Annotated in this window: 24 protein-coding genes; 11 read left to right on the plus strand and 13 right to left on the minus strand. The window is 61.0% G+C overall.

Translation table 11 applies throughout. The features are described from left to right. Positions 1-12 precede the first annotated feature (12 nt). The 3 genes from NCN05_RS12575 to NCN05_RS02575 all read left to right on the plus strand — a co-directional run bounded on the left by NCN05_RS12575 (position 13) and on the right by NCN05_RS02575 (position 2,130). Positions 13-138 carry a hypothetical protein gene (locus NCN05_RS12575; protein ID WP_502988792.1) on the plus strand — a complete coding sequence of 42 codons (126 nt, stop codon included), beginning with the start codon at positions 13-15 and terminating at the stop codon, positions 136-138. Positions 139-447: 309 nt separating this feature from the next. Then, positions 448-1,434, plus strand: a complete 987-nt coding sequence (locus NCN05_RS02570) for a zinc-dependent metalloprotease family protein (protein ID WP_250396849.1) — start codon at positions 448-450, stop codon at positions 1,432-1,434. A 339-nt stretch (positions 1,435-1,773) separates the two neighbouring features. Next, positions 1,774-2,130: a 2OG-Fe(II) oxygenase gene (locus tag NCN05_RS02575; protein ID WP_350223282.1), complete on the plus strand. Its 357-nt coding sequence runs from the start codon at positions 1,774-1,776 to the stop codon at positions 2,128-2,130. Here the strand turns inward: NCN05_RS02575 and NCN05_RS02580 are convergent. Then, positions 2,099-2,488: a DUF8680 family protein gene (locus NCN05_RS02580; RefSeq protein WP_244276240.1), complete on the minus strand. Its 390-nt coding sequence runs from the start codon at positions 2,486-2,488 to the stop codon at positions 2,099-2,101. The two genes, NCN05_RS02575 and NCN05_RS02580, sit on opposite strands and share 32 nt — an antisense overlap. Before the next feature lie 88 nt (positions 2,489-2,576). Here NCN05_RS02580 and NCN05_RS02585 point away from each other — a divergent pair, with 88 nt between their 5' ends. Further along, positions 2,577-3,008 (plus strand): LexA family protein, encoded by a 432-nt coding sequence (locus tag NCN05_RS02585; protein WP_115162139.1) that lies wholly within the window; start codon positions 2,577-2,579, stop codon positions 3,006-3,008. A gap of 12 nt (positions 3,009-3,020) precedes the next feature. Beyond that, positions 3,021-4,295 (plus strand): Y-family DNA polymerase, encoded by a 1,275-nt coding sequence (locus NCN05_RS02590; RefSeq protein WP_250396850.1) that lies wholly within the window; start codon positions 3,021-3,023, stop codon positions 4,293-4,295. Positions 4,296-4,316: 21 nt separating this feature from the next. Here the strand turns inward: NCN05_RS02590 and NCN05_RS02595 are convergent, their stop codons facing one another. The 3 genes from NCN05_RS02595 to dnaG are packed head-to-tail and all read right to left on the minus strand — an operon-like array spanning position 4,317 to position 6,974. Next, positions 4,317-4,613, minus strand: a complete 297-nt coding sequence (locus NCN05_RS02595) for a hypothetical protein (RefSeq protein WP_006851716.1) — start codon at positions 4,611-4,613, stop codon at positions 4,317-4,319. After that, on the minus strand, positions 4,613-4,870 hold the full coding sequence (locus tag NCN05_RS02600) for a hypothetical protein (RefSeq protein ID WP_115132806.1): 258 nt from the start codon (positions 4,868-4,870) through the stop codon (positions 4,613-4,615). Before NCN05_RS02600 ends, NCN05_RS02595 begins: the two co-directional genes overlap by 1 nt. 55 nt (positions 4,871-4,925) lie before the next feature. Beyond that, a complete protein-coding gene (dnaG, locus tag NCN05_RS02605; protein ID WP_186515210.1) occupies positions 4,926-6,974 on the minus strand; it encodes a DNA primase in 2,049 nt (682 codons plus the stop codon). Between the two features lie 53 nt (positions 6,975-7,027). Between dnaG and NCN05_RS02610 the strand changes: the two genes are divergently transcribed. Beyond that, positions 7,028-7,918 carry a DMT family transporter gene (locus tag NCN05_RS02610; RefSeq protein ID WP_250396851.1) on the plus strand — a complete coding sequence of 297 codons (891 nt, stop codon included), beginning with the start codon at positions 7,028-7,030 and terminating at the stop codon, positions 7,916-7,918. Between the two features lie 3 nt (positions 7,919-7,921). Here NCN05_RS02610 and NCN05_RS02615 read toward each other — a convergent pair whose 3' ends face one another. Further along, a complete protein-coding gene (locus NCN05_RS02615; protein ID WP_250396852.1) occupies positions 7,922-8,383 on the minus strand; it encodes a hypothetical protein in 462 nt (153 codons plus the stop codon). A gap of 22 nt (positions 8,384-8,405) precedes the next feature. Between NCN05_RS02615 and ruvA the strand changes: the two genes are divergently transcribed. Genes ruvA through NCN05_RS02630 form a run of 3 tightly spaced genes read left to right on the plus strand, consistent with a single transcriptional unit; the run spans position 8,406 to position 9,802 of the window. Then, a complete protein-coding gene (ruvA, locus tag NCN05_RS02620; protein ID WP_115132513.1) occupies positions 8,406-9,050 on the plus strand; it encodes a Holliday junction branch migration protein RuvA in 645 nt (214 codons plus the stop codon). Between the two features lie 56 nt (positions 9,051-9,106). Beyond that, complete coding sequence (gene rpsO, locus NCN05_RS02625) at positions 9,107-9,376, plus strand: 30S ribosomal protein S15 (RefSeq protein WP_006851408.1); 270 nt, start codon at positions 9,107-9,109, stop codon at positions 9,374-9,376. Positions 9,377-9,388: 12 nt separating this feature from the next. Further along, positions 9,389-9,802 (plus strand): PAM68 family protein, encoded by a 414-nt coding sequence (locus tag NCN05_RS02630; protein ID WP_186495538.1) that lies wholly within the window; start codon positions 9,389-9,391, stop codon positions 9,800-9,802. Positions 9,803-9,833: 31 nt separating this feature from the next. On the opposite strand, the gene NCN05_RS02635 is transcribed toward NCN05_RS02630, so the two are convergent. The 8 genes from NCN05_RS02635 to trpD all read right to left on the minus strand — a co-directional run bounded on the left by NCN05_RS02635 (position 9,834) and on the right by trpD (position 19,892). Beyond that, positions 9,834-13,352 carry a DNA polymerase III subunit alpha gene (locus NCN05_RS02635; protein ID WP_250396853.1) on the minus strand — a complete coding sequence of 1,173 codons (3,519 nt, stop codon included), beginning with the start codon at positions 13,350-13,352 and terminating at the stop codon, positions 9,834-9,836. A gap of 70 nt (positions 13,353-13,422) precedes the next feature. Next, complete coding sequence (gene gatA / locus NCN05_RS02640; RefSeq protein ID WP_250396854.1) at positions 13,423-14,898, minus strand: Asp-tRNA(Asn)/Glu-tRNA(Gln) amidotransferase subunit GatA; 1,476 nt, start codon at positions 14,896-14,898, stop codon at positions 13,423-13,425. Positions 14,899-14,926: 28 nt separating this feature from the next. Beyond that, positions 14,927-15,172, minus strand: a complete 246-nt coding sequence (locus NCN05_RS02645; protein WP_186495541.1) for a DUF1816 domain-containing protein — start codon at positions 15,170-15,172, stop codon at positions 14,927-14,929. A 57-nt stretch (positions 15,173-15,229) separates the two neighbouring features. After that, entirely contained in the window at positions 15,230-16,822 is a 1,593-nt protein-coding gene (rlmB, locus tag NCN05_RS02650; protein WP_250396855.1) for a 23S rRNA (guanosine(2251)-2'-O)-methyltransferase RlmB, read from the minus strand. A 16-nt stretch (positions 16,823-16,838) separates the two neighbouring features. Further along, entirely contained in the window at positions 16,839-17,249 is a 411-nt protein-coding gene (locus NCN05_RS02655; RefSeq protein WP_250396856.1) for a Mini-ribonuclease 3, read from the minus strand. Beyond that, positions 17,246-17,635, minus strand: coding sequence for an STAS domain-containing protein (locus NCN05_RS02660; protein WP_186515478.1), 390 nt, complete (start codon positions 17,633-17,635; stop codon positions 17,246-17,248). The genes NCN05_RS02655 and NCN05_RS02660 overlap by 4 nt, the downstream gene beginning before the upstream one ends. A gap of 42 nt (positions 17,636-17,677) precedes the next feature. Next, positions 17,678-18,838 carry a glutamine-hydrolyzing carbamoyl-phosphate synthase small subunit gene (carA, locus tag NCN05_RS02665; protein ID WP_250396857.1) on the minus strand — a complete coding sequence of 387 codons (1,161 nt, stop codon included), beginning with the start codon at positions 18,836-18,838 and terminating at the stop codon, positions 17,678-17,680. 7 nt (positions 18,839-18,845) lie between these two features. After that, complete coding sequence (trpD, locus tag NCN05_RS02670; protein ID WP_250396858.1) at positions 18,846-19,892, minus strand: anthranilate phosphoribosyltransferase; 1,047 nt, start codon at positions 19,890-19,892, stop codon at positions 18,846-18,848. 161 nt (positions 19,893-20,053) lie between these two features. Here trpD and NCN05_RS02675 point away from each other — a divergent pair, with 161 nt between their 5' ends. Together NCN05_RS02675 and NCN05_RS02680 are read left to right on the plus strand one after the other, a co-directional pair. Next, positions 20,054-21,817: an ABC transporter ATP-binding protein gene (locus NCN05_RS02675; protein ID WP_250396859.1), complete on the plus strand. Its 1,764-nt coding sequence runs from the start codon at positions 20,054-20,056 to the stop codon at positions 21,815-21,817. A 68-nt stretch (positions 21,818-21,885) separates the two neighbouring features. After that, positions 21,886-22,149, plus strand: coding sequence for a hypothetical protein (locus NCN05_RS02680; RefSeq protein ID WP_250396860.1), 264 nt, complete (start codon positions 21,886-21,888; stop codon positions 22,147-22,149). The last annotated feature ends 31 nt before the right edge of the window (positions 22,150-22,180 follow it).

The following is a 22,180-nucleotide window of genomic DNA, read 5'->3' on the forward strand; positions in this document are numbered from 1 at the left end:
ACCCTGACCGGGTTGACACCAGTCCTCAAGAAACCCGTACTGACACATATGTACGCTGCAGAGCAGCTCTGGAAGGAGTTACACCGCGTTGGCTGGAAACAAGTGGACCCTTGCTGGGGAGCTTCTGCTGAGCCGTAGGGAGGGCATACCCCCATGGGGAAAGCTCGCGTCTCTACTCGTGGCTAAAGGGGATCAGAAATTTCTGTTGGGTTTCTCAGCCAGCAGTTCAACCTTCCAACACCACCCCTGAAAACCATTAGTAACGGAGCTACCGCTGAATTCGCTCCTCAACACGCGGAAACAGAAGCATGCTGGCGGGGTGACAGCTTGGGCAGAGCTAGAAGTCCTTGCGAGGGAAGAACCCTGCCCACAAAGATCCCTTATTTGAGGGATGACATGGATTGGCGACTGAAGCCATGCTGATTGAAGCGCGCATCCGCACAACAAATGGCCATCGCGACAGCCGGAATAGTTGATCAAGACTGGGCAAATACACTTAGTGAAATGATCACTAGTGATAATTATGTTGATTATTACCTTGAAATGGGTAATTACGGATGGAATTTTCCGGTAGACGCTGACGACGAAGAAACCATCAGAATACAAACAAATTACATTGATTCAGCAACTGGGCTGCAATTTAGACGGACCCAGGACGTCAATAACGCTGACATATATTTTGTACAGACAGATTACCAATTCCTTAACACGCCAATTGATGATGGGACTCTAGGATTCATAAGCGTGGAGTCAGATGATAATGGAACTTATTTCGAAGTTCTTTATGCTGATAATGAAGCAGAAGTTGACAACGATAATATTACTATTTGGCATGAGCTAGGCCATGCTCTTGGACTTGGCCATCCATATGGAGACGGATTCAATCCGAATTATACTCAAGATGACACGATAATGTCATACAACCCGCCACCGTCTGGAATAGCAAAATTTACTGATTCAGATATTGCTGCTCTCAAATTCCTCTGGGGTGAGGCAGGAACAAACTATGACACTTCAAGCACTACACCAGGAACTAGATCAAGCATAGACAACATAGTCAAGGGAACAAACAAAAAGGACAAATTAAAAGGAACGAATGGAAACGATAAAATCATTGGCAAAGGAGGAGTTGATAAAATTTTAGGAAAAGGTGGTGATGACATTATAGATGCAGGCGAGTGGAAGAAGGGCGATAGCTTCGACAGAGTGAAAGGCGGATCTGGAGCAGATATATTTGTAATTGGACATGACTATTGGACATGCATCAAGGATTTTAATATTGCAGAAGATAGTCTAGATTTATCGGGGTTGAATGTAGTTGGCGACTTAAACTGGAAGATTAAAGAAGACTGGACTTATATCCGAGATGATCTTGGATACGAGGTGGCGGTGATAACCGGTGCTTTTGACTTGTCGCAAGCAAATATTATTTAACACATGCCTTTCTGATTTAATCCGCGATAGAATCACTTGAATTAAACGCAAAAATGGAATCTAATTAACAGCTTAAATTGCAGAAAATCGCATCAATAAAGGATTAAGTAGTTAATCATGTGCTGCTCCAACCCATAAGTAATAATTGCATGCATCTCTTCTTGAGTCGGACTATCGCCAAGAGCAGCACGACGGAGCCTCTGCCACCAAGCACTTTTCGTTTGTCGGCGATCTTCGGCATACAGCTGCTTCAGACAGTGATCCGGGGGGATCCAAAACTAGGTATGGATTTGGCATGGGGCTTTGTGAGCGCCTCATATCCCAGTTATATCCGAAATAATTTGGTGCAACACCAACAACGATCTCGACTGGCACATCGACAAGGACGAGCTGGAAGGTCGACGCAGCGGCCGTTTCCTGCTGCCGTTGCTGTCCACCGTGTTCTACCCCCACGTGCGCTGCGCTGGCGGCGAACTGCTGGTGGCCGACAGCCCTCCGATCGAGAACGGATACCAGGGGCCGTTACCCACATTCGGCTCGGTGATCTCGATCCCACCGGTGGTGAACCGCCTGGTGCTGTTCTCCCCCGGCATCCTGCACCGGATCAACCCGTTCGAAGGCGAGCGCTATTCCGTGGCCGTGAACATCTGGGAGCAAGCGCCCCTCACCACAACGGCTGCAGAGCCACCGGCTTGAATTTTTCGATCGAAACCGTCCAGGCCCGCGGGGAGAAAGCCTGCAATGCCGCTTTGAACGCGGCCGTATCCCCCGTGTTCAACCAGTCCGCCTTGAGCCTGGGCACGTCCTCCGGCAGCCGTTCCATCGGCAGCTCCACCAGCAGCAGGCTGTCGGCTCCAGCCGCACGCTGCAGCGCACCCTGATCACTGCGCTGCCACACCCGCAGCAACAGCTCCAGCACCAGTGCATGGCCCAACGCCTCCGGGGCCTCACCCTGGGGAGCCACCTCTTTCTGAGACCGTCCCCCCAGGGGCAGGGCGCGCCGGCCCTGCTGATCGATCAGCGCCATGGCCACGAGGTAAGGGGAGTCAGCCAACACCAGATATCGAAGGCCACCATCCTCACCGGATCCTCCCCACAGTGAGCAGTACATGCGTACTATTTAGCCAGTTGTCGCTGCTGCCGTGGAGCTCCAACACAGACCGCTTCCCCTGCAGCCCAAGCGCAGTCGACTCACGCTGCCCCTGGCCGGGGAACGGGTCGCCGCAGGCTTCCCGTCCCCCGCCGATGACTACGTGGACGTGGGGATCGACCTCAATGAACAGCTGATCCGGCATCCCACCAGCACCTTTTTCCTGCATGTGAGCGGCGAATCGATGACCGACGCCGGCATCCACGACGGCGATCTTCTGGTGGTCGATCGCAGCCTCGACCCGCGCCCGGGCCAGGTGGTTGTGGCTGTGCTCGACGGTGCCTTCACCCTCAAACGCCTGATGCGTCATCACGGCCGGTTGCGCCTGGAAGCCGCCCATCCGGACTATCCGCCACTGGAGCTTCACCGCTGCGGCGAAGTGCAGATCTGGGGCGTCGCCATCCACGTGATCCATCCGCTCTGAAGCGACATCGCCATGCCTCAGGCCACGGCCCTGATCGATGGAAACAACTTCTATGCCTCCTGCGAACAGAGCCTGGATCCGGCTCTGATCGGTCACCCCGTGGTGGTGCTGTCCAACAACGACGGCTGCATCGTTGCGCGCAGTGCCGAAGCCCGTGCCCTCGGCATCCGCATGGGGACGCCGTACTTCAAGGCGCGCCGGGAGCTTGAACGGCACAACGTGGTGGTGCGCAGTTCGAACTACGCCCTCTATGCCGACATGAGCCAGCGGATGATGAGCCTGCTGGAGGCCCACTGTGAAGAGCTGGAGGTGTATTCGATTGACGAGGCCTTCGGGAGAATTCATCGTCCCCGCGATGGCGACCTGCAGGGTTGGGCACGCCAGCTGCGGGCACGGGCACGGCAGAACCTCGGCCTACCGATCGCCATCGGCTTAGGGGCCAGCAAGGCCCAGGCCAAGCTGGCCAATCGCCTGGCCAAACAGACCCCAGACCATGCCGGGATGTTCGACCTCGGCCAGTGCGACAACCCCGATCGCTGGCTGGAAACCATTGCGATCGAGGATGTCTGGGGAATCGGTCGACAACTGGCCCATTGGTGTCGCCTGCGGGGCGTCAGCAACGCACGACACCTCCGGGACATGCCGAGCGGTGAACTGCGCGCCAAATGCGGCGTGGTGGGTCTGCGGCTGCAACGGGAGCTGCGGGGCCATGCCTGCCTGCCGCTGGAGCTGGCACCAGCACCGAAGCAGGAAACCTGCGTGAGTCGCAGTTTCAGCCGACCCATCACCAGCCAGGAGGAGCTGCACCAGGCCATCGCCACCTATGTGGTGCGCGCCGCCGAGAAATTACGCAGGCAACGGCAACGGGCAGCAGCCCTCACCATCTACACCCGCACCAGCCCGTTCGCTCCTGGGTTTTACAGCCAAGCCGCCAGCACGCAGCTGGACCTACCGAGCAATGACACAGCCGTGCTGCTGGAAGCGGCACGCCCCTTGGTGGCACGGATCTTTCGCCCCCACCGACCATTGGCCAAGGCCGGCGTGCTGATGCAGCACCTGCAGAGCCACGACATCCTGCAGACCCATCTGATGGTGCCGATGAGTGAGGAGCAGCAGCAAAAACGGGAATGCCTGATGCAGACCATCGACCGGATCAATCGGCGTTACGGGCGTGGAACCCTGCAATGGGCCGGTTGCGGACTGCAGCCGAGTTGGTTGATGCGGCGTGAGCAACTCAGCCGCGCCGCCACCACCCGTCTGCAGGATCTACCGGTGGTGAAGGCCTGACCCACAGCGTTGATCCAGGCCTCAAACCTCCTGCAGCAACTGGATGACCTGCTCACGGGTGCTGAGCAGCAAGACCATCCGCTCGCCGTGGGCGTTGAGACCCGTCTGCTCCCGCACCAGATCGGTGCTGGCCAACGCCAGTCCTCCGGTTTCAGTGAACAGCACCGGCAGGGTGCCCTGGTGCCCTCGCATGCCCTGCAGATCCAGCGCCTGACGAACAGCCCGCTGAGCCTTCTCGGAACCCAGACGCTCCACAAAGGCCGGCCAGAGGTGGTTGACCGGATCGAGCGCGGCGAAATCCAGCTGCGAATCAGTCATCAGGACGGCAACAACGCAAGGGCTTCGCTGATCATCTGCGGGGTGACGGCAATGCGCTCAAGCGGATCAGCGTTGTCGAGGTAGGCGTCAAACGAGGCGAAGCGCTCGATCACAGGGTCGGCCCCCTCGGCGGCGCAAGCCTCAACCCAATCCCCCTCCTCCGGCTTCACCGCGACGTAGGCCTGCAGCGCTTCCTCCAGATCACCGCCGTCGCCGACGCCCTCACCGTGCCAGATCGCTTCGAAGAATTCAGACATCTTCCACTCGAGGAACAGATCCTGATGCAGTTTGCCCAGACCACCGGCCCATGGCTCAGGCGGCCGGGGGAACGGTGTAACTGGCGCAACGTTGCTGATCCAGATGGCCGATGTGTTTTCGCTCGGTGTAATACAACTCCTGGTAGCGCAGCGCATCACGGTTGAGGTCATCGAAGAGGGCCTGAATCCGCACCTCCATGTCCACGGAGGCCTGATCTGACGAAGCCTCCTGATCAATCAGAACAGCGATGCAGGATTCCAGGGTTTGCAGACGCTGGCCGCCCCAGGCCTCCAACAGATGCCGGCAGCGCTTCAAGCTTTTCTGACGCTCCAGCAGGGCAGCAATGCCCCGCAGCTGCTCCAAGGGCTCCGCCAGGGCAACACGCTGCAATTCACCTGGCTCCAAAAGGGGCGTCAGGCGGGACACCAGCGCACTGCTCTCCAGCAAGAGCTGATCGGTGAGCAAGCGGGGCAGATCGATGAGATCCAGACCCTCGCCGTCGTCGTCGCAACGGCTGATCGACTCCATGCGCCCCTCACCCAGGTTGGTCTCCTCGAGATCCGTAATGGCCGCCCAGAGATGACGGTGATGGGGAATGGCGAAATCCTCCAGTTCGCGTTTGCGCAGTTCCTGGCGAATCGTGGCCCGATGCCGGGGGCAATGCAGATACAACCGCAGCAGATCGGCCTCACAGCGCTCCCGCTGTCCGGATTCACCGGGCTGCTCGTGACGGCTGGAGCGCCCATGCCAACGCTGGCCCTTCACCTGCTGCCGCAGGTCGTCCTCGAGCTGAAGCGCCAGGCGTCCCTGGCCACCACTGAGGCGCTCTGCCACCCGTTGGAGGTAGTGAGTGCGCACGGCGGACTGGGGCAGTTTGCCCAGCAGCCCCACCAGGGCCGTGACCGCCTGTTGGAACTGGTCGGCCCGGCTGAGATCGCGCTCCTCCAGCACCTGCTCGATCTGCCAATCCAGCCAGAGGGGGGCTTGATCGAGCAGAGCGCGGTAATCACCGGCCCCGTTCTGTTTGAGGAACTCATCGGGGTCCTTGCCTGAAGGAAGGTGCAGAACCCGCAGCTCCAGCTGGCCCTGCATCGCCAGCTGCTCCACCTCACCGATGGCGCGATTGGCTGCACGGACACCGGCGCCGTCAGCGTCGAAATTCAGAACGATCCGCTTGCTGTCGCTGACGCGGCACAACTGGGTGATCTGCTGACTGCTCAGGGCCGTGCCGAGGGAGGCCACAGCGTTGGTGATGCCGGCGGCATGCAGGGCAATCACATCGAAGTAGCCCTCCACCACCACCGCCCTGTCGTCCTTGCGGATGGCATTGGAGGCCTTGTCGAGACCGAACAGGTGCTTCCCCTTCTCGAACACTTCGGTCTCGGGGGAGTTGAGGTATTTCGGTTCGCTGCCATCAAGGCTGCGTCCCCCGAAACCGATCACCCGGCCCTGACGGTCATGGATCGGCACCATGACCCGATGGCGGAAGCGGTCATAGAACCCGTTGCCGCCCTTGCGGGGAACCACCAGCCCAGCCGCCTCGAGAAGCTCAGGCGCCAGCCCCTCAACTTGCTGAAGATGCTTCAGCAGACCATCCCACTGATCCGGCGCATAGCCGAGTTGAAAGGTCTCCTGGGTGGCGGGACTCAACCCTCTGGCCTCACTGAGGTACTTGAGGGCCTCTGCGCCGGCAGGCGCCATCAACTGGCTGCGAAACCAACCGGCAGCCAGGGCCAGGGCCCGCTGCAGCTTGTCCCTACGGGACAACTGTTGGCGCAGCCGTTCCTGCTGCGGACCATCCACCGTCTCGATCGGCAGCTGATAGCGCCGCGCCAGATCCAGCACCACATCGCTGAAACTCTGGCGCTGGAACTCCATCAGGAACTTGATGGAGTTGCCGCCAGCACCACAGGAGAAGCAGTAGTAGAACTGCTTGGCGGGCGACACCGTCATCGACGGTTTGCTGTCGTCATGGAACGGACAGATCCCGACGAATTCCCGTCCCTTCTTCTTGAGCACCACGTGCTCGCCCACCACATCAACGATGTCGGCCCGCTCCTTGACGGCCTCGATCGTTCTGGGGTGCAGGCGGGCGTTCACCATCGGTCCATTCTGCGAAGTCGCAGGGTTCCGTGCACCCCGTCATCCGAACAGCCATGGCCGAACCGCAGACCCCACAGCCCTGGTGGAACCAGGACTCGGTGCGAGGCAGCCGTGCCCTGATCCTGAGTTCCCTGGCCTTCAGCCTGATGACGGTCTGCGTCAAGCAACTGAACAGTCGGCTTCCGGTGGCAGAAATCGTGCTGTGCCGGGCCCTGATCAGCATCGTTCTGACCGCCGTGGGGCTGCGCCTGGCCGGGGTCTCCCCGTGGGGCCAGCGACGGGGGCTGCTGGTGGCGCGGGGGGTTCTGGGCAGCTTGGCCCTGCTCTGCTTCTTCGAAGCAATTGACCAGCTGCCGCTCGCTTCAGCGACGGTGCTCCAGTACACCTACCCCACCTTCACAGCCGTGGCAGCGCTGTTGCTGCTGGGCGAGCCCCTGCGCCGACGCATCAGTGCAGCGGTTCTGCTGGGCTGGATCGGCGTCACCCTCGTGGTGCAACCGCAGTGGCTCACGGGAACAGCCCAACCTGCGCAACTGATCCCTGCCCTGATCGGCATTGGTGGCGCTCTGATGACCGCCCTGGCCTACGTGAGTGTGCGGCGGCTGTCGCAAACCGAGCACCCCTTGGTGATCATCCTCTATTTCCCGATGATCTCGGTTCCCCTGACCCTGCCCTGGGTGCTGCAGCAAGGGGTCTGGCCCCAAGGCATCGAATGGTTCTGGCTCCTGGGGGTCGGGGTGATGACCCAGCTGGGCCAGATCTGGGTGACCGAAGGCCTGCGTTGCCTGCCCGCCGCCCGAGCCACATCGATCAACTACGTGCAAGTGGTCTTTGCCGCAGGTTGGGGCTGGCTTTGGTTCGCCGAATCGATCAATGCCTGGCAGGTGGGCGGCGGGATGCTGGTGCTGACCGCCACCCTGATCAGCCTGTCGGCGCGACGTTAGAGATCAGGCTTTGTCCAAACCCAGGGGGTACGTCAGCCAGGCCTGGCGGTCGTCGGATCCGCCTTTGGGTCTGGCCAGGCGCCAGCTCTGACCACGGGAGCCCCGCTGCAGAAACAGTTCAAACGGGCTATCCACCTGCACACGGTCGCCGGGCAGCTGCCAATCGAAGCGGCCTGAAATCCTCAGGCCCTGCTCGTCACCCAGGGCAAAACTTTCCTGGTCCTCCACCCGCACCCGACTCACGCTTGGGGCGATGGGCATCGGGGTGAGATCGAGGGAGCTGGCAATGGCCGACTGGGTGAGCTGAATCTGCAGGGCCAGCGCTTCATTCAGGAGAGCCCGTGGCGGCTGAGATCCATTGCATGCCGTCAGTGAAACCACGATCGTTAGAACGCACAGCGCCTGAAGCAAACGGCGCACAACGCGCTTGAAAGCAGAGACAGGCAATGACAGCTGCGGCAACATGACGCGGTTGAAACCTCTCCCCATGATCGGCTGGCTTCAGGGACGACCGATGGAGTGCTGGACTCAAGGCAACCGTAGCGGCGTTCTGCTGCTTTGCGGTGCGGTCGGATATGAGGTGCACCTGACCGAGCGGCATCAGCAGAACCTTCCGGCGGATGGCGACCTGAACCTGTGGATTCATCAAGTGCAGCGGGAGGACGGCAGCAGCCTCTACGGCTTTCCCCTGCGCCAGGAGCGGGATCTGTTCCGGCTGCTGATCAGCGTCAGCGGTGTGGGCCCCCAGGCCGGTCTGGCACTGATGCAGGAATGCAAACCCCAGGAGTTGGTGGAGGCGATCAGCAGCGGTGATCTGCGTCGCCTATGCAAGGCGCAGGGCATCGGCAAACGCACCGCTGAGCGCCTGGCGGTGGAACTCAGGGCCTCGATTGCGGCCTTCGCGGGCGTGGATCCCGCTCCATCACTGGCGGAAGGCGTCAGCTCGGAGCAGATGCCGGCAAGCGGTGCCGATGTGGAAGCGACCCTCTCGATGCTGGGTTACGACGATCTGGAAATCCGTCGAGCCATCCGTGCGATCGCTGAGGGCGCCGATGGCCAACCGCCTGCTGGAGACGACCAGGACGCCTGGCTGCGGGGCTGCCTGCAATGGCTGAGCCGCGAATCGGCCTGAGCCGCCCCACGCGAAGGTAAGCTGTTTGTTTGCACTGACAGGGCCGCCCCCCGCGCATGTCGCTTGATACCACCGAAAAGCAGCAGCTGATCAACACCCACCAGACCCACGGCACCGACACCGGTTCTGCCGAGGTCCAGGTGGCCATGCTGAGTGAGCGGATCAACCGTCTCAGCAGCCACCTGCAGAACAACATCCATGACTTCTCCTCACGGCAGGGGCTACTCAAGATGATTGGCCGCCGCAAGCGCCTGCTGAGCTACATGCGCAGCAAGAGCGAGCAACGCTACGCCGACACGATCGCCAAACTGGGTATCCGCGGCTGATCGACGTCCCCCATGCCTGAGCAACGCAACGCCCTCCCCTTTGAGCCCAAAGGGTCTGGGAAGGGAAGCAAGCCTGCTTCAGGGACGCCTCGGCAGGAAGCCATTCCTCGCTACGTGGCCGATCGGATGGCTCGCCGGGTTGCTGTGTTCACAGGACTCCCGTCCCTCGCTGGGATGGGAGTTTTTGTTGGCAGTTATTTCGTCGTCACCCGTGGCATCGCCGATATCGCTCCAGGGCTCACGCTGACGGGCTCCGGCCTGTTTTTCCTCCTTGGCCTGGTGGGCCTCAGCGTTGGCGTGTTGACCGCCAGCTGGGATCCCGAACCGGGTTCTCTGCTCGGCTTCGAGAACTTCAAGCCGAACATTCAGCGGATGAAAGAGTCGATCCGGGCCCAGAAGCAGCAACAAAAGCAATCGAAGTCCTGATCAACTTTTTGTTTTGATCAGGCCCTCCTGATCAGGTGAGCACCAGACGGTCGCTGCACCGGGCTTCAAAGGACTGGGTGCGCAGTGAAGCGATCGCTGCATCAACGTCTTTGACGCAGAACTGCGAACCGAATCGCACATAGCGAACGCTGTCGCCGTGGCACACCTCGGCGACCACAGGCACCTTCACGCCCAGCTCATCCCGCTCAGGGCGATGTTGGTTCAGGCATTCCCGCAGCTTGTGCTGAATAGCAATGTCGCTGGCCTGATCGGAGGGGAGCTGAACCAGCAGCAGATTAAGCTCATCAACGGCACGGCAGTCGTCGATGATCAGCTGCACGCGCTCGTCACGGCGATCAACTCCAGCCCACACCAAGAGGCGGGCTTCAGCCATCAGGTGATCTGCAAGGCGCGCGTAGCTCTTGGGAAACACCACCGCTTCGCAACTTCCGGTGAGATCCTCGAGCTGCAGGATCGCCATGCGATCGCCCTTACGGGTGGTGACCTGGCGCAGTTCAGCCACCATCGCAATCGCACTCACCTTGGCTTTGTCGGGCTGTTCCTCCAGGGAACCCAGACCGATGGGGGCCAGCAACTTCGACGAGGGTGTGAGCTGTTTGAGTGGGTGATCGGAGAGGTAAAAGCCCACCAGATCTTTTTCGAGACGAAGCTTTTCGGTTGGGGGATAGTCCGGCACCGGCGCCGCCTTGGGTGCATGGCTGAGATCCGCCGGCCCATCAGCATCGGCGGCAGGAGACATCAGATCAAAGAGGTTGCCCTGGCCGCTGTCTCGGTCTTTGGCCCGTGAGGAGGCCCATTCGAGCAGCAGATCAAGATCTGCCATCAACTGAGCACGGTTGGCCTGCGGATCCATGGCATCCAGGGCGCCGCAATGAATCAACGACTCCAGACCACGGCGGTTGAGCACCGAGGACGGGATCCGATCACAGAGGTCCGCCAGGGAACGGAAAGGCCCATCGCTATCGCGGGCAGCGATCAATTGACGGATCGCACCATCACCAAGGTTGCGAACGGCGGAAAGGCCGAACAGGATCCGATCGCCATTGGGGGTGAAATCGGTGAGCGAGGCATTCACATCCGGGGGCATCACCTCTATCCCCATCGCATTGCAATTGGAGATGTAGCGCTGCACTTTGTCGGCAGCTCCGGCGTTCACCGTGAGCAGAGCCGCCATGTAAGCGACCGGGTAGTGCGCTTTTAGGTAAGCCGTCTGGTAAGTAACGGCACCATAGGCCGTGGAATGGCTCTTGTTGAAGCAGTATTCAGCAAAGAGAACCATCTGATCGAACAGTTCGTCGGCGACCTTTTCATCAACGCCGCGCTCTCCAGCACCCTGAACGAAGATGCCGCGGTGCTTCTGCATCTCGGACACTTTTTTCTTGCCCATCGCCCGCCGGAGCAGATCGGCCTGACCCAAGGAGTAACCGGCCAGATCCTGCGCGATCCGCATGATCTGTTCCTGGTACACCATGATCCCGTAGGTTTCGGACAGGATCGGCTCAAGAATCGCGTGGGCGAAATCGATCGCCTCCCGGCCGTGCTTGCGGTTGATGAATTTGGGAATCAGGCCAGCATCGAGAGGCCCCGGTCTGTAGAGGGCAAGGATCGAGGAGATGTCTTCCAGGGATGACGGCTTGAGATCACGCACGATCTGCCGCATTCCGCTGGATTCCAACTGGAAGATCCCCTCCAGATCACCTCTCGCCAGAAGGGCAAAGGTCTCTTCATCCTGGGGCGGCAATTTGTCGGGATCGACACGGGTGCCACTGCTCACCTCCACCAGTTCGAGGGTCTTTTCGATCATCGTGAGGTTCTTCAACCCCAGAAAATCCATCTTCAACAGACCCATGGATTCCACGTCTTCCATGAAGTACTGCGTGATCACCTGACCATCGTTGTTGCGCTGCAACGGCACCAGTTCGTCGAGGGGATCAGCGGCGATAACCACACCAGCTGCGTGAACACCGAAGGTTTTGTTGGTGCCTTCAATCCGCATTGCCATGTCCACCCAACGCTTCACCGTTGGATCCGCCTCGTACTTCTCGCGGAACTCGGGGTTGGGTGATTCCTCGCCGATCATCGCCTTGAGCTTGGCGGGCTTGCCGCGAACCACCGGGATCAGCTTCGCCAGACGGTCGGCATCCCCGTAGGGGATGTCGAGCACCCGGGCCACATCCTTCAAAACCGCCTTGGAGGTCATCCGGTTGAAGGTGATGATCTGCGCCACCTTGTCCTCGCCGTAGCGTTCGGTGACGTAGTCGATCACCTCACCACGACGCTCGATGCAGAAGTCGGTGTCGATATCAGGCATCGACTTGCGTTCCGGATTGAGGAAGCGCTCGAACAGCAGGCAGTTGGTGATCGGATCGATGTTGGTGATCCCCAGGCAGTACGCGACGAGCGACCCTGCGGCGGAGCCACGACCCGGACCGACGGGAATGTTCTGTTCCCGGGCAAAACGGATGTAATCCCAGACCACCAGGAAGTAAGTGGGAAATCCCATCTGCTCCATAATCTTGAGCTCATGGGCCATGCGCTCGGCATAGTCGTCGGGCAAGGCAGCATCAGGGCTGAGCTCGAGCCGATCCCGCAATCCCTGCTCGGTCACTTCCCTCAGGTAGCTGACGGGGGTATGACCCTCGGGAATCGGGAAGCGGGGCATTTGATAGCGCCCAAGAATGTCGTAAGGCTCCACCTTCTCGGCCACCTTGACGGTGTTGGCGATCGCCTCTTGAACCACCTCAGGCTCGAGGTGATCCTTGAAGAGAAGGCCCATCTCCTCTTCGGTTTTGATGTATTCGGTGCCGGTGTAACGCAGCCGCTTCTCATCGGTGATCAGCTTGCCGGTGAGCACGCAAAGCAAGGCATCGTGGGCTTCAACGTCCTGCTTGCTCAGGTAGTGGGCATCGTTGGTGGCAACGATCTGAATGCCGAGCTCCTTGGCAATTTTGACGATCTCAACGTTGACGATCCGATCTTCCGGGGATCCGTGATCCTGGATCTCGAGGTAGTAGTCGTCGCCGAACACCTCCTGATACCAAGCCGCCACCTTGCGAGCCACATCGGGGCGACCCCGCAGAATCGCCTGGGAGATCTCACCGCCGAGGCACGCCGTGGCGATGATCAGGCCTTCGCTGTGTTGCTTCAGCAGTTCCTTGTCGATGCAGGCACGGGAGAAGATCCCGCGTCCCCGCATCCCCCGCAGGTGGCTGATGCTGGTGAGCTTCACCAGATTGCGGTAACCGGTGGCGTTTTTCGCCAGCACCACCAGGTGATATCTCTTCTCTTTCTTGGGTTGTGGGTCGTCAATGGACCCATTGATCACATACATCTCATTGCCGATGATCGGCTTGAGATCTGAACCCTGACAGAGCTTCAGCAGCTCAATCGCGCCGTACATCACGCCGTGATCCGTCAGGGCGATGGCAGGCATGCCCAGCTGCTTCGCCCGCTCCACCATGGCCGGCAACTGCGACGCACCGTCCAGAAGGCTGTAGTCGCTGTGGTTGTGGAGAGGAACGAAAGCCATGGAGTCAGACTAGGACCCTACGCAAGATCCAGCGTTCAGGGGGAACACAACCCCCCATATGTGGCGCAGATCAGGGAACCAGTGCAGCTTCCGGGCGTGACGCAAACACCTGAGCGGCCTGCTCGTACTGATGCGCCACCTGAAGCAGACGCGGTTCATCCAACACGTTGCCGATCAGCTGCATCCCGATCGGCAGACCCGCCGCGCTGAATCCACAGGGAACACTGATGGCCGGAAGTCCAGCAAGGTTGACCGGAATGGTCAGCAGGTCAGCCAGATACATCGCCAGCGGGTCGTCGGCGTGGGCGCCAGCCTTGAAGGCGGTGGACGGCGCTGTTGGCGTCAGCAGCACATCAACACTCAGGAAGGCCGCATCAAAATCCCGCCGGATCAGGGTGCGCACCTGCTGCGCCTTTTTGTAATAGGCATCGACATATCCGGCGGACAGGGCGTAGGTGCCAATCAGGATTCGCCGTTGCACCTCAGCGCCGAATCCTTCAGCACGGCTTCGCGCCGTCATCGCGGCAAGGCTCTCGGCGTCTTCGGCACGGAAGCCGTATTTGACACCGTCGTACCGCGCCAGGTTGGCCGACGCCTCCGATGGTGCGATCACGTAGTAGGTGGCGATGCCATCGTTGAACCGGGGGCAGCTCACCTCCACCAGTTCAGCACCGAGAGCTTCGAGCTGGGCAGCAGAGGCCTGCACCGATGCCTTCACCTCGGGATCGAGGCCTTCGGCATCGAAGCACTCCTTGATCACCCCCACCTTCAGGCCCTTGATGGACTGGTTGAGGCCGGCGCTGAAATCGGGAACCTCTGCATCAAGGCAGGTGGAATCGCGGGGGTCGGGCCCGGCGATCACCTGGAGCAGTTCGGCCACATCAGCAACGCTGCCGGCGAAGGGACCCACCTGATCCAGAGAGCTGGCGAAGGCCACCAGGCCCCAACGGCTGACGCGGCCGTAGGTGGGCTTGAGGCCCACCACACCACAGAACGACGCCGGTTGGCGGATGGAGCCACCGGTGTCGGAACCAAGCGAAGCGACGCAACTGCCAGCGGCGACGGCCGCTGCACTGCCACCGGAGCTTCCACCCGGCACATGGGCGGTGTTCCAGGGGTTCTGTGTGGCCCCGAACGCGGACGTTTCGGTTGAGCCACCCATGGCGAACTCATCCAGATTTGTCTTGCCCACCAACACACCACCGGCCTGCCAGAGCCGCTCGGTGACCGTGGATTCGTAGGGCGGCACGAACTGCTCAAGCATGCGGCTGGAACAGGTGGTGCGAACACCTTTGGTGCAGAGGTTGTCCTTGATGGCCAGTGGCAATCCCGCCAGGGGGCCAAGCGTCTCTCCGGCGGCCCGGGCTTCATCGATGCGGGACGCCTCAGCACGGGCCTGATCGGCCGTGACTTCAACAAAAGCGTTCAGCGAAGGCTCAGAACTTTCGAGCCGCTTGAGGTGCTGATCAACGAGCTCGCGGGAGGAAACCTCGCCGCTTTGCAGTTGCTGACGCCACGCGCTGATCGTCATGTCCCTGCGATCCATTGCAGCAAGGACGCTATCAGCCGCAGGATCAGCCCTCAGCCGAGATGGTGAGGGGCTCGGAGCGCCGGGTCCGCAGCAGGGAATGGCTGATCGACTGGGGTTGCTCCGACTTGACGTCGTCCAGGAAGGCACTGAGCTGGCTCTCCAGCCCCTTGCGGGTGATGAAAGGACCGAACCAGTAGGTCACATCAGGGCCAGACGTCTGAACGCGAGCCCACCAAGCGACTCCAAAGCCATTGGCAAGGCTGCGCAGCGGCCGAATCAGGGGACTCATGGGAGGAACAAGACCTCGGGGCATTGTGCCCCGAGATCTTGGTCAACCGCGCTGTTTTCAGGGAGATAGCTGGATGTTCTGATCGAACGGCAAGGCAGCATCCGGCTGCGATGGATTCAGATCCAGGTCAATCCGCTGTTCCGGAGCCTTTTCCACAGGAGCTTCAGGCTGTTCGGGCGTAGCAGGCTGTTCAGGCGAAACAGGTTGTTCAGCCACAACAGGCGATTCAGCACCGGCAAGTTTGGGCCTCCGAATCGGCGGCGACGGTGCCTGGCCGTGAATGTCCTTCATCCAGTTGCGCCGTGCCACTTCATAGACGCACAGGGCTGTGGCGACGGAGGCATTCAGGCTCGGTGTGATGCCCCGCAGCGGGATGCGAACCAACTGGTCGCAATGGCGCCGGGTCATCAGCGACAGGCCCTGGTCCTCGGATCCGGTGACCAGAACCATCGGCCCACTGAGGTCGACATCGGTGAGGGTCACATCCCCTTCAGCGGCAAGGCCCACCACCCTGTAGCCGGAGTCTTTGAGCTTTTCCAGGGAGCGATTGAGGTTGACCACGCGTGCCACCGGCAGGTGTTCCAGGGCTCCGGCGGCCACCTTGGCGGCGGAACCGGTCAAGCCAGCACTGCGGCGCTGGGGGATCACCACGCCATGGGCTCCCATGGCTTCAGCGGAGCGAACAACCGCCCCGAGGTTGTGGGGGTCGGTGACACCGTCCAGGGCCACTAACAGGGGGGGTTCCCCCAGATCCGAGCAGCCCTCGATGAGGCTGTCGAGATCAAGGGTTTCCGCCGCCGCCGTCTGCAGGGCGATGCCCTGGTGAACGGACCCACCTGTGATCTGTCCCAACCGGGCCCAGGTCACCTCTTCCACGAGAACGCCCGAGGCCTTGGCATCGCGCAGGAGCTGGAGGAATTTGGAGGCACTGCGCATCTCGGCAGTGCACCAGATGCGATGGATTGGGCGTCCAGCCTCCAACGCGGCTTGGGTGGCATGACGCCCCCAGATCAGATCGTCCGCTGGCGGGGTGGCCGCTGCAGCCTCCGGGGCTGCATCCGGCCGCTGAGGACGAGCCTCGTCGAAGCGGGATCTGGGGCGCTGGGACGGTTGGCGCCGTTCATCCCCGGAGCGACGGCGGTCGCCGAACCGATCGTTGCGATCGCGAAAACGTCCAGGCCCTGAGCGTTCGTTTTGATAGCCCGAGCGGGGGGCGTTCTGATCTCGGTCGAAGGAACGGGAGCGGTTGCCGAAACGCTCTTTCGGGCGATCACCGAAACGTTCTCCAGTTCGATCACCGGATCGATCAGCGGCGCGATCACCGAAACGCTCACCAGACCGCTCCTTGAACCGATAACCGGGTCGATCACCAGAGCGCTCACCAAACCGATTGCCGGGTCGATCGCCACCTCGCGACTGGTCCCACTCTCCATCCCGTGGAGCGCGTCGTTCGCGATAACCGCCGCCATCACGCCCAGGCTTGGCATAAGGGGAGCGACCGCCGTCAGAACGGCGGTTGCCCGGCATGGGGCGACCATTGCCGGAACGGCCCATCGACGAGCGCCCCCCTGCCGGTCGTCCACTGCCACCAGGCCCCGAACGGCCATCGCGGGATGGGCCGCTGGAGCGGCGTTCAAAGCGAGGGCTCATGGTGTGCGAGGCAACGTTATGGGTTGGATCCGGCTTGCTCCAAGTGATCGAAGAGCTCCGCAAGCCGGGCTGGATTGTTCAGAAACAGCCAGCCCACCATTGTCTCAAACCCTGTGGCCCTTCCATAAACAGCAGCGTCTGCGCGCCGTGGCCCCCGCCCGGCACTGTTGCGACCTCGCCGCACCAGATCGAGTTCTTCTGAACAGAGGAGCTCGCGTTCTTCCAGCCAGCTCAACAAACGGGACTGGGCGTCAGCACGAACATCAGCCACAACGGCGCGATGCAGGTCGTCAGAACGTCCTGGCCTCGACCCATGGCGGAGCCTTTGATGCAGCTCCCACACAGCATCACCAATCCAAGCCAGCTGCAATGGACCCAGCTGTTCGTTGATATCCCGGGGAGACTGGCTTCTAATCCAATCGTTCAAGCGGCCAACTGGTTGAGGGCTGTGGGCAGATCCTCCACCAGATGAAGGAACTCCTCAAGACGCACCAACTTGATCGTCTGCGTCACCCTGGTGTTGCCCACCAAAAGAAACGATCGTTTGGCATCCGTGCATTGCTTGGCCAGCTGAACCAGCGCCCCAAGGCCGGATGAATCGAGAAAATCGATCTTGCTGAGATCGAGAACAGACGGAAGCTTGTTGGCCTTCAAAACATCACCCACGTACTCCATGAACTGCTTCTCGGAGTAGGCATCCAGCTGACCGGTGAAATGAAACACCAAACAGCCGTCTTTCTGTTCGAATCCGCCCCGGAGAGAGACGGTCAGTCGCTGCAGTTCGCTGATGGGATCAAGCCCCCCAGGCATCATCGGCACGAAGTGTAGTGATGCTGAGCGTTGGCTACCACCTCATCAACGGCGATCGGCCATCAGCGTCACAAAGCGGGAGAAATGATGGTCGGCGTCATGGGGGCCCGGACTCGCTTCTGGGTGGTACTGCACCCCGAACACCGGCTTTTGACGGTGGGCGATCGCTGCCACGGTGCGGTCGTTCAGATTGAAATGGGTGACGTCGATGACGTCTGAATCAAGAGAATCAGCGGAGAGGGCAAAGCCGTGGTTCTGACTGGTGATTTCAACCTGGCCTGTGGTGCCACAGGGATGGTTCAAGCCGCGGTGGCCATAGGACAGCTTGAACGTCTCTCCGCCCAGGGCCAGGCCAAGGATCTGATGGCCCAGACAGATGCCGAACAGGGGTAGATCGGATTCCTCCAGCAACAGCTTGGCCAGGGCAATCCCATGGGTCACCGCTGCCGGGTCGCCAGGGCCGTTGGACAGGAAGACGCCATCCGGGCGATGGGAACGAACCGTCTCCAGATCCGTGTCTGCCGGCAGAACCGTGACGTCACAACCATGGGCGACCAATCGATCGAGGATGGCGCGCTTGATGCCGAAATCGATGGCGACAACGCGGAAGGGCGCGTCGCTGCGGCGCTGCAAACGCTGATCGAAGCCAACACTGCAGGCCTGATTCCACTGATAGGGCTCACGGGTTGTGACGCGGTCCGCCAGGTTCAACCCCTGCATCGACGGGGCCTGCTTCAGGAGCTCAAGCAACTGCGCCGGGGTCTGGCCGTCACTGCTGATCACGCCATTCATGGCCCCCACCTCACGCAGGTGACGCACCAGGGCACGGGTGTCCAAACCGCTGATGCCCACCAGCTGGTGGGTCTGCATCCAGCTCTCAAGGGACTGTTCACAGCGCCAGTTGCTGGGAACTGGAGCCAGCTGGCGGGCAATCACGCCACGGGCATGGGGGCGATCAGCTTCTTGATCGTCAGCATTCACCCCGGTGTTGCCGAGTTCGGGATAGGTGAAGCTAACCAGCTGCCCGGCGTAGGAGGGGTCTGTCAGCACCTCCTGGTAACCGGTCATGCCGGTGTTGAACACCACCTCACCGATGGTGGTGCCGCGATGGCCGAAGCCGACACCGGTAAGAACCGTGCCATCGGCAAGGACGAGATAAGCCTTGTCTGATGGGGAATCGGGCATCGAAGGGCCGCCGCAGGTCATCAGTCACTCATTCTCCATCTCCGTCGGACAGGGCATCCCGCAGAGCCACAAGCTTGTCCCAGGCCTTGCCCTCATTGAGAACAGCCTGAGCATGAGCAACAGCAGCCGGCAGATCGCTTTGAAGCCCGGCAGCCCAGAGCACAAGTGCTGTGTTGAAGGCCACAACCTCCGTCTGCGCCAGGGATCCCTGCCCCTGCAGAACGTTCTGAAGGATCTGCTGATTCACCGCGCAGTCACCACCGCGCAGCTGATCGAGACCAGCACGAGTGAGGCCCAGATCGTCAGGGGAAACCTCCTTTGTGGTGATGCCCCCGGATTCGATCAGACGCAAGGCATTGGGCCCCGCCAAGGACGCCTCATCGAGACCTCCAGCGCCATAAACCACCACGGCACGGCTCAAGCCCAAGTGCTGCAGAGCGCCCGCCATGGGGTCAAGAAGTTCCGGACGCGCCACGCCAAGAACCTGGGCTTGGGGCTGCAGCGGATTGACCAGAGGACCCAACAGGTTGAACACCGTGCGGACCCCCAGGCTGCGTCGCAGCGGCGCCAGATTCACAAGAGCTGGATGCCAAGCGGGAGCGAACAGGAAGGTGACACCGGTTCCCGGCAAAGCGTCGACCACCTTGTTCAACGGTGCCTTGAGGTTGAGGCCGAGGCCCTCGAGCACGTCGGCTGAACCCACTTTGCCGCTGGCGCTGCGGTTGCCGTGCTTGGCCACATTGACCCCGCAGGCGGCGGCGGTAAAGGCGACCGCCGTGGAGATGTTGAAGGTGTCGGCACCATCACCACCGGTGCCGCAGGTGTCGACCATGGCCAGATCGGGCCGGGGGCAGGGAAGGGGGCAGGCCTCGCGCAGGACAGCCGCCATGGCCGCCAGCTCATCGGCCACCATCCCCTTGGCCCGCAGTCCAGCCAAGAACGCCCCGGTCTGCACGGGCTCGAGCTCTTCGGCCAGCCAGGCACGCATGAGAGCAGTGGCCTCATCGGAGCTGAGGTTGTTGCCCTGCAGCAGATGGTCCAAGCAACCGGACCAGGAACGCGGGTCTGAAGACATGGAGGGGAGCTGCCAGTAAAAAACCCGGGGTGCGAGGCACGCCGGGCCGGGTGATGGGGACAGTCCCACTATCCCCCAAATCAACGGATAACGACCAGCCAACAACCAGCCGTTGAAGCCGGATGCCTAGGTTGGCCTGCCAACGGGACCCACGAGCTCGCATGGCCGCCCTTCGTCTCGATCTGATCGGCCGCTATCTGCGTCCCCACCGCCGCACGGTGCTGCTGGGAGCCATCGCCCTGGTGGTGGTCAACGTTCTGCGGGTCACGATCCCGATGGAAGTGCGCAGCGTTGTGGACGAGCTGCAGGAGGGATTCAGTTACGCCGGAGTCCTGCGCCAGGCGGGATGGGTTGTGCTGCTCGCCAGCACCATGGGGGTGATCCGGCTGGCCTCGCGACAACTCATCTTCGGCGTGGGTCGGCAGGTGGAGGTGGATCTGCGTCAGCGCCTGTTCGAGCACATGCTCCGCCAGGAACCCGATTGGATTCAGAGCAAGGGCAGCGGTGAAGTGATCAGTCGCGCCACCAGCGATGTGGAAAACATCCGGCGCCTGCTCGGATTCGCGATTCTCAGCCTGACCAACACGCTGCTGGCCTATGCGCTGACGCTGCCCGCGATGTTGGCCATCGATCCGTGGCTGACCCTGGCCGCCGTCGGGCTCTACCCCGTGATGCTCAGCACAGTGCGCCTGTTCGGTGGGCGCATGATGCGTCAGAAGCGCGCGCAGCAGGAAGAACTCTCCGCCCTCAGCAACCTGATTCAGGAGGATCTCTCGGGAATCGGGGCCATCAAGATCTACGGCCAGGAGGGAGCAGAACAGCAGGCCTTTGCCACACGAAACCGCCGCTACCGCGACAGTGCCATTCAACTAGCGAGAACACAAAGCACCCTGTTCCCGCTGCTGCAGGGCATTTCCTCCCTCTCGGTTCTTTTGCTGCTGGCCATCGGCAGCGGTCAGCTCGAAGCCGGTCGTCTGAGCATTGGAGGACTGGTGGCCTTGATCCTTTACGTGGAGCAGCTCGTCTTCCCAACGGCACTGCTGGGGTTCACGCTCAACACCTTCCAGACCGGCCAGGTGAGCCTCGAGCGGGTGGAGGAGTTACTGAAACGGGAACCAAAGATCAAAGACCCGGATCTCTCTGATGCTCAGCCCCAGCCATCGACCGAACACCGGGGGCGTTTTGAAGCCCGCGGGCTGACGGTCCAGTACCAGGGCGCGGAGCAGAAAACCCTCAATGGCCTGAGCTTCTGCATCGAGCCTGGGGAGTTGGTGGCTGTTGTAGGGGCCGTGGGCTGCGGCAAGACAACCCTGGCTCGGGCCTTCGGTCGGATGGTTCCACTGGAACTGGGACAACTGTTCCTGGATGGCGTGGATGTCACCCAGATGCCTCTGAAGAGGTTGCGCCGTGACGTGGCGATCGTTCCCCAGGAGGGCTTTCTGTTCACCAGCACCCTGGCGGACAACCTGCGCTATGGCGACCCTGACGCCAGTGATCAGCGGGTTGAACTGGCGGCAGAGCAAGCCCGCCTGGCTGATGACGTGAAGGGATTCCCCGATGGTTTCGGAACCATAGTTGGCGAACGCGGCATCACCTTGAGTGGTGGTCAGCGTCAACGCACAGCCCTGGGCCGGGCTCTGCTGATGTCGGCGCCGGTGTTGGTCCTCGACGACGCCTTGGCCAGCGTTGACAACAACACAGCTGCGGCGATTCTGGATTCGATCCGAGCTCAGGATGACCGGACCATCGTGATGATCAGCCATCAGCTTTCAGCCGCAGCGGCCTGTGATCGCATCCTGGTGATGGAGAACGGACGCATCGTTCAACAGGGACACCACAACACCTTGATTCAGCAGACGGGTATTTACAAACGGCTTTGGGAGCGTCAGCAAGCGTCGCAACAACTGGATGCGTTGGCTTCCTGAAGAATCTCAGGGCTGTTTCTGACAATCCCTGAGTCCGTGGCTTAGCTAAAGAAGCAACGACTTGTCCCATGACCAGCGGATCCCCCTTTGCGGTGCGCTGCACGCTCACCTTTGGAGATATCTACGGACAGGTGCTGGCCTGGATGGCCGTCATTTTTGTAAGCCTGGCCGCTGGCCTCGCCCTGATGGGATCGTCACGTCCGCTGTTTGCCCTGGTAGGGGTTGGGCTGATTCTGGTTCTCAGCCTGCCGTTTCTGCTTTTCGCCTTTGTCACAACGCTGCTGAATCACATCCAGCTCAACCCAGTTGAGGGGGATGCCAACGCGTCCTGAGCATTCTCGGCAACAAGAAATGAGCTCATAC

Source organism: Synechococcus sp. MU1651, from assembly GCF_023630635.1.
Lineage (GTDB): Bacteria > Cyanobacteriota > Cyanobacteriia > PCC-6307 > Cyanobiaceae > Parasynechococcus.